General features: G+C 64.4%; 8 protein-coding genes. 1 reads left to right on the top strand and 7 read right to left on the bottom strand.

Annotated elements, in window-relative coordinates:
* The 6 genes from KGM94_RS05025 to KGM94_RS05000 all read right to left on the bottom strand — a co-directional run.
* Positions 1-1,087 (bottom strand): hypothetical protein (locus tag KGM94_RS05025; RefSeq protein ID WP_300255552.1); only part of this gene is annotated, 1,087 nt, incomplete at its 3' end.
* A 142-nt stretch (positions 1,088-1,229) separates the two neighbouring features.
* Positions 1,230-3,071, bottom strand: coding sequence for a carbamoyltransferase (locus tag KGM94_RS05020; RefSeq protein ID WP_300255551.1), 1,842 nt, complete (start codon positions 3,069-3,071; stop codon positions 1,230-1,232).
* On the bottom strand, positions 3,071-3,220 hold the full coding sequence (locus KGM94_RS05015; protein WP_300255550.1) for a DUF5989 family protein: 150 nt from the start codon (positions 3,218-3,220) through the stop codon (positions 3,071-3,073). Before KGM94_RS05015 ends, KGM94_RS05020 begins: the two co-directional genes overlap by 1 nt.
* A 7-nt stretch (positions 3,221-3,227) precedes the next feature.
* A complete protein-coding gene (locus tag KGM94_RS05010; protein WP_300255548.1) occupies positions 3,228-3,659 on the bottom strand; it encodes an SxtJ family membrane protein in 432 nt (143 codons plus the stop codon).
* Between the two features lie 98 nt (positions 3,660-3,757).
* Entirely contained in the window at positions 3,758-3,946 is a 189-nt protein-coding gene (locus KGM94_RS05005; protein ID WP_300255546.1) for a hypothetical protein, read from the bottom strand.
* Between the two features lie 160 nt (positions 3,947-4,106).
* Positions 4,107-4,502: a DUF4118 domain-containing protein gene (locus tag KGM94_RS05000; RefSeq protein WP_300255544.1), complete on the bottom strand. Its 396-nt coding sequence runs from the start codon at positions 4,500-4,502 to the stop codon at positions 4,107-4,109.
* Between the two features lie 271 nt (positions 4,503-4,773).
* Here KGM94_RS05000 and KGM94_RS04995 point away from each other — a divergent pair, with 271 nt between their 5' ends.
* The gene (locus KGM94_RS04995; RefSeq protein WP_300255542.1) at positions 4,774-5,490 is read left to right on the top strand and encodes a TetR/AcrR family transcriptional regulator; all 717 of its coding nucleotides are present in this window, start codon (positions 4,774-4,776) and stop codon (positions 5,488-5,490) included.
* Between the two features lie 6 nt (positions 5,491-5,496).
* Here the strand turns inward: KGM94_RS04995 and KGM94_RS04990 are convergent, their stop codons facing one another.
* Entirely contained in the window at positions 5,497-6,282 is a 786-nt protein-coding gene (locus KGM94_RS04990; RefSeq protein ID WP_300255540.1) for an enoyl-CoA hydratase/isomerase family protein, read from the bottom strand.
* Between the last annotated feature and the right edge of the window lie 62 nt (positions 6,283-6,344).

Here is a 6,344-nt window from a genome sequence, read left to right as displayed (position 1 = left end):
CCGCGACGTGGGTCCGGATGTCGTCGATGTCGTGCAGGATCGTCGTGAGATTGGACGGTAGGTCGGGATGATCCAGCGGCGGATCGAACTCGTTCACGTCCTTCGGCCAGACGACCTCGTAGTCGGGCTTTCGCGGCTCGGCGATGTCGCCGACGTCGCCGAGCGCATCGACGATGCGTGAGAGGATCGCCGAATAGGACGCAGCCGTGCCGGCGCCGCCGGCGAGATATTGCTTGATCCTGGAGGCTCTCCCGGGGTCGCGATACTCCGGCACGACGCCATTCGGGAACTTCTCGATGCTCCCGGCGCGGAACTGGTTGGAGCCCTCATAGTAGACGACGAGGTCGGGTTCCAGCGGCAGCACCTCGTCGCGAACGACGGCCGCAATGTCCGTCGAAATGATGCCTTCCCGCCCGGCGTTGATCACCTCGAACTTCACGTCGAGCTTGAGCGCTTTCGCCCATTGCTCGAGCCAGAACACGGTGAGCTCGGGATACGAGAAGGGAAACCCGTGATTGTTCACGGTGGTCGAAGCGCCGACGAAAGCAAGCCTGATCGTGTTCGGCGGCTTGGCGAGTTCGATCGGCGGACCGCGCCAGCCGAACTGGTTGGTATGCAGGCTGGTCATCAGGACGGCATTGAGCGGAAACCGGTATCGCGGATAGCGGCCGCCGTCCGGCGTATCGAACAGAAACACGCTGCCCACCGTGCTCAGGCCGCCTTGCACGCAAAACAGCGGGTCGACGAAGCCGCGGCTGAACACGTGCCAGACCTCGGACGACAGCCCGGCCGGATTGTAGCGCGCGACGACCGGCGCCATGTTCGGGAGGACCCGCGCGTTGTCGGGCACGTGCGGCGGAGAGAGCTTGAACCAGTCGCGGTTCATGCCGTCGGCCACCGGCAGACGGGCCACGAACGGGTCGGCCGAGATGATCGTCTGCGATTGATCCGCCGACCGCCTGACGGAGAACACGCGATAGCCGTCCAGCCACCTGACGAACAGCTCCGCGGCGATCAGGCTCAAGACCACGAGGAGGACGGAGAACCCCGTTGCGGCAAGTTGATGACTTCTCTGCGGAGCTACCATCGAAGCCCTCTTCACCTTCCCGGGACCGGGCCGCCGCCGCGCTGGAGCATGATCCGGGAAAGTGCGAAGCGGCCTTCCGAAAAGATCATGCTCGAACAAATACCCAAGGCGCGACGATGGCCCATCCCGAATTCATCGCGCCCTAATCGAGCGCGAACGCGTTCTTGTAGTCGAGCTTGAGCGACGGGTCCTGGTCTTCCTTGCGCAGGATGCAGTTGCCGACGACGAGAACCTCGATCTCGCTGCCCATGAAGCAGCGGAAGGCGTCTTCGGGCGTGCAGACGATCGGCTCGCCGCGGACGTTGAAGCTGGTATTGACCAGCACCGGACAGCCGGTGCGATGCTTGAATGCCGTGAGCAACTCGTGAAAGCGTGGATTGGTGTCCCGGTGCACCGTCTGGACTCGCGCCGAATAGTCGATATGGGTCACGGCCGGAATGTCCGAGCGCGGCACGTTCAGCTTGTCGATGCCGAACAGCAGCTTCTCCGCGGCCGTCATCTGGCGGCGCCGGCGCTCGATGACGTCGGCGATCAGCAGCATGTAGGGGCTGTCGCCGTCCAACTCGAACCAGTCGGCGACGTCCTCGCGCAGCACCGCCGGCGCGAAGGGCCGAAAGCTCTCGCGGTACTTGACGCGCAGATTGAGCGATTTCTGCATGGTCGCCGACCGCGGATCGCCCAGGATCGAGCGCGCGCCGAGCGAGCGCGGCCCGAACTCCATGCGTCCCTGGAACCAGCCGACCGCCTTCTCGCCGGCCAGCGCATCGACCGTGCGGGTGATGAGCTCGTCGTCGCCGACGACGGCAAAGCGACCGCCCGCATCTTTCAGGCGGCGTTCGATGTCGGCCTGGGTGTAGGAAGGCCCGAGATAGGATCCGCGCATCCGGTCGGCACGCCCCGACGCCCGACGCTGACCACCCTCGAACTGGTGATAGGCCGCGAGCGCCGCGCCCACGGCGCCGCCGGCATCGCCGGCCGCGGGCTGGATCCAGATATTCCTGAATTTGCCGTCGCGCAAAATCTTGCCGTTGGCGACGCAATTGAGCGCGACGCCGCCGGCGAGACAGAGATTCTGCGAGCCGGATTCCTTCGCCACGCTGCGGGTCAGGCGAAGCACGATCTCCTCGGTCGCCTTCTGGATCGACGCGGCAAGGTCCATGTGGCGCTGGTCCAGCAGCTCGTCGGGCTTGCGCGGCGGCCCGCCGAACAGCTCGTGGAAGCGCTCCGTCGTCATGGTCAGGCCGGTGCAGTAGTTGAAATACCGCAGATCGAGACGATAGGAGCCGTCGTCCTTGAGGTCGACCAGATGGTCGAAGATCTCGGCCGCGTATTTCGGCTCGCCATAGGGCGCGAGCCCCATCACCTTGTATTCGCCCGAGTTCACCTTGAAGCCGGTGTAGTAGGTGAAGGCGGAGTAGAGCAATCCGATCGAGTGCGGAAACTGGATCTCGCGCAAAATGTCGAGATTGTTGCCGCGGCCGACGCCGTACGACGTCGTGGTCCATTCGCCGACGCCGTCGAGCGTCAGGATTGCGGCTTCCTCGAAGGGCGAGGCAAAGAAGGCCGACGCGGCGTGGCTCTGATGATGATCGGTGAAGAGAAGCTTCTCTTCCCAGTTCACGCCGGCATCGACCTTGTCCAGGCTTTCGCGCAACAGCCGCTTCTGGAACAGCTTCTCCTTGAGCCAGAGCGGCACCGCGAGGCGGAACGATTGATAGCCCTGCGGCGCGAAGGCGAGATAGGTCTCGAGCAGCCGCTCGAACTTGACGAAGGGCTTTTCGTAGAACACGACGTGATCGACGTCTTCAGGCGCGATGCCCGCTTCATCGAGGCAATACCGGACCGCGTGCAGCGGAAACGCCGCGTCATGCTTCTTGCGCGTGAAGCGCTCCTCCTGGGCCGCGGCGACGATCTCGCCGTCGATCACCAGCGCGGCCGCGCTGTCGTGATAGAACGCCGAAATCCCCAGAATGCGGCTCGGCATCAGAACAGCGTGTAGATGAACGGAGCGACGGCGGACCCTTTGGTCAATACCAGCAGCCCGCCCAGAAGCAGCATGACGACGAAGATCGGCACAAGCCAGTATTTCTTGCGCACCATGAGGAAGGCGATGAATTCGCGGAGAAAGGACATGGGCCCATCAAAATTGCTGACGCATTGACGTGGTTTGCGGCCGGTCGTCGGATCGCGGCAGCCAGTAGCTTTCCGAATTCTTCTCGAGTCTGAGGCGCAGCGGGTCCTTTCCGAACGCACGCATCAGGAGGCCGACCGGCAGGATCGTGCCATAGAACAGGATGGCCATGATGACGGGATTGACCAGCCGGTGAAGCAGCAGGCCCAGTTTCAGCCAGAGCCTGTTGGGAAGCGACAACAAGGCCGGCCGGGCAAGCGCCAGGATGACGAACACCGCGGCGAGAGCGCCCCAGAACAAGGCCCAGGGAGAGAGATGAAAGGCCTTGAGGGCAGCGATGACGGCCAGCACGGCCCCGATCGTCAGGCCAAACTTGCGATCGCTCGGACCGGACGTCTCGTCCTCGCGCCTCAGATCCTCGTGTAGCGCTCCGCCCGGCATCGTTCCCCGTTACCTCGCAACGTCTGGCCGACGTTTAACGGGACGAGGCTGCCTTTGCAACCAAAGCGCCGGACAAGACCCTCGATGATGCCGGTGTGCTAGGCGGACGCCGGAACGCCGCTGAGGCCGAAATGGGCCTCGAGTTCCGCCAGCGCGCGAAATTCCCACTCGCGGGCCTGCTCCAGCAAGGACCAGCTCTGGCACGGCCGGAACGCGGCCGTCTGCCGGTACAATGAAGCGGTCGCGCGGTAGCGCCGCACATTCTCCAGGATGGCCTGCCCATTCATGTCAGAAGCTCCCCAAAAAATTCTTTGCCGGCCGGACCCTGCGGCAGAACGTTTTTCGAAACGTTAGCGGCACGGTAAGACACGGAGGATGGTTTCCGGACGGTTGCTCGCGGCAGGTTGCAAGTCCGGCGCGAGTTCATCCCGGTTAGGGCGCAGCGTTCTAGGGCCTGCGTGCCGAGCCGCCGCGACCCGTGATCACCAGGGTCTCTCGGCAGAGATCGGCCAGACCGATCAGCAGCACGCCGAACAGAAAGAACAGGTTGATGGCATGCGCGTAGGGGGCGGTCAGCGCGTTGAACTCGAAGAACGGCGGCATGAAGGCCCACCACACCAGGGGAACGGAGAGAAGACCCGCGAAGGCCGCAGCCGGAATGCCCGCCAGCATGCCGACGATGAAAACGCCGGGCAGGAACGCCGCGAAATAGAGTTCGGCGCCAAGAACGACGCAGGCGCCCTGAACGGCCGCGCACACCGCCACGACGGCGAAGCCGAGCATGAATGCGCGCAACGACCACGGCTGGATCTGCGATACGGCAAACGGTCCCGTGCGCCTCATAGGCCTCCTCCTGCCGCTCTCCGCCGGCGGCTCGAGTGCCGGCCAGCTTACACCAGGGGCTTGCGCTGTGCGACTCGATATCGGCCGGAGAGGTCAGCCGGCGCATCGCGCCCCGCCGCATGGACAAGCCGCCCCGCCGGCAGCGATGCTGCGGCCAATCGAACCCAACAAGCATTGCGGCGTTCGGCGAAATCTGCCTGACGCTGCGACGGCGATCGTTGACGAGTTGATGTCGTTACATCAATAGTCTCACGGGGAGATTTGAACGAACATGACTGCAGCACGGTCATCCAGGCGTGCCGGTGACCGGCCCCGCACTCGATCGGCCGAGCGCCGGCCGAAATCCCCATCGAACGGCCGCGCCGGCAGCCCCAGGCCGGACAAGCACGCTGCGGCCGCCACCCCGAAATCCGAGAGATCGCGGGATCTCATTCTGCAGTCGGCCGCGCAATTGTTTCGCCGGCAGGGCTTTTCCGCCACGACACTGCGCCAGATCGCCGCCAGAGCGAAGATCAAGGCCGGCAGCATCTACTACCATTTCGATTCCAAGGACGAAATCCTGGACGAGGTGCTGGATCGCGGTCTCCGTCATGTCTTCGAAACCGTGAAGACCGCGATCGAGCGCGCAGGCAAGGTATCGCACCGGCGCAGGGTCGGGCTCGCGATCGAGGCCCATCTCGTCGCCCTGCTCGAAACCAGCGATTTCACCTCGGCCAACATCCGCATCTATGGCCAATTGCCCGAGCATTTGAAGACGCCGCACCGGCCGTTGCGGCGTGCCTATGCCGAGTATTGGGACCGGCTGTTCCTGAACGCCCGGCGCGCCGGCGAAATCCGCGCCGACATCGAGATCGTGCCGTTGCGCATGTTCGTGCTGGGAGCGCTCAACTGGACCATCGAATGGTTCCGGCTCGAGAACCGGGACGCCGTGCTCGAACTGGCGCGCCGAACGGAGATGCTGATCTTCGAAGGCGTTCGCAAGCCCTGACGTCCGCTATCTGCCCTGCCACACCGGCTTGCGCTTCTCCGCGAACGCCTTCGGTCCTTCGATGGCGTCGAGGCTCGCATAGGCCTCGGCATGAAGCCGCTCGGCCTCGACACTCCCTTCCGCGTAGCCCAGATCCATCGCGGCGAGCACGCTGGCCCTCGCCGCCTTGATCGACAATGGCGCGCCTTCCACGATCCTTTGCGCGAGCGCCCTTGCCCGCTCCCGGACGGCCTGCGGCGTATCCTCGAGGTAGTTGACGAAGCCGTGTCCGGCCAGCTGCTCGATCGGCATGGTCTCGCCGGTCAGAACCATCTCCATCAGGAGCGGCTGCGGCACCATCCAGAGCAGCGGCACGGCCCAGGGACTGCCGCGCCCGATCCTCACCTCGGTGATCCCCGCGCGCGTGCCGCGCAGACCGACCCGCAAGTCGCACTTGATCGCGAGCATCATCCCGCCGGCCATCAGCGATCCCGTCATGGCCGCGATGATCGGCTTCGACATCTTCCGCATGGCCTTCTGCATGGGATCGTGCATCCGCGTGAGGATGTCCACGCCGTCCCGCGCCCTGATCTCCGCCGCCTGCTTCAGATCGAGCCCCGCACAGAATACCCCGCAATCCGACGACGTCAGGATGACGACGCGCACCGACGGATCGGCCTCCGCCCTGCCCCACGCCTCCGTCAGACCGTTCATCGCCTCGACCGAGAGCGCATTCTTGCGCTCGGGCCGGTCGATGGTCACGGTGGCGATGCCATCCTCCGCCAGATAGCGGATCTGCTCGTTGTCGGACACGATAGGGCTTCCTCGGTTTCTAACGTCTGTTAGAATACATCGCAGGCCGACGAACACAAGAA

Source organism: Bradyrhizobium sp., from assembly GCF_028868675.1.
Lineage (GTDB): Bacteria > Pseudomonadota > Alphaproteobacteria > Rhizobiales > Xanthobacteraceae > Bradyrhizobium.
Note: the sequence above shows the minus strand (reverse complement) of the source record. Positions and strands in the feature narration are given on the sequence as shown.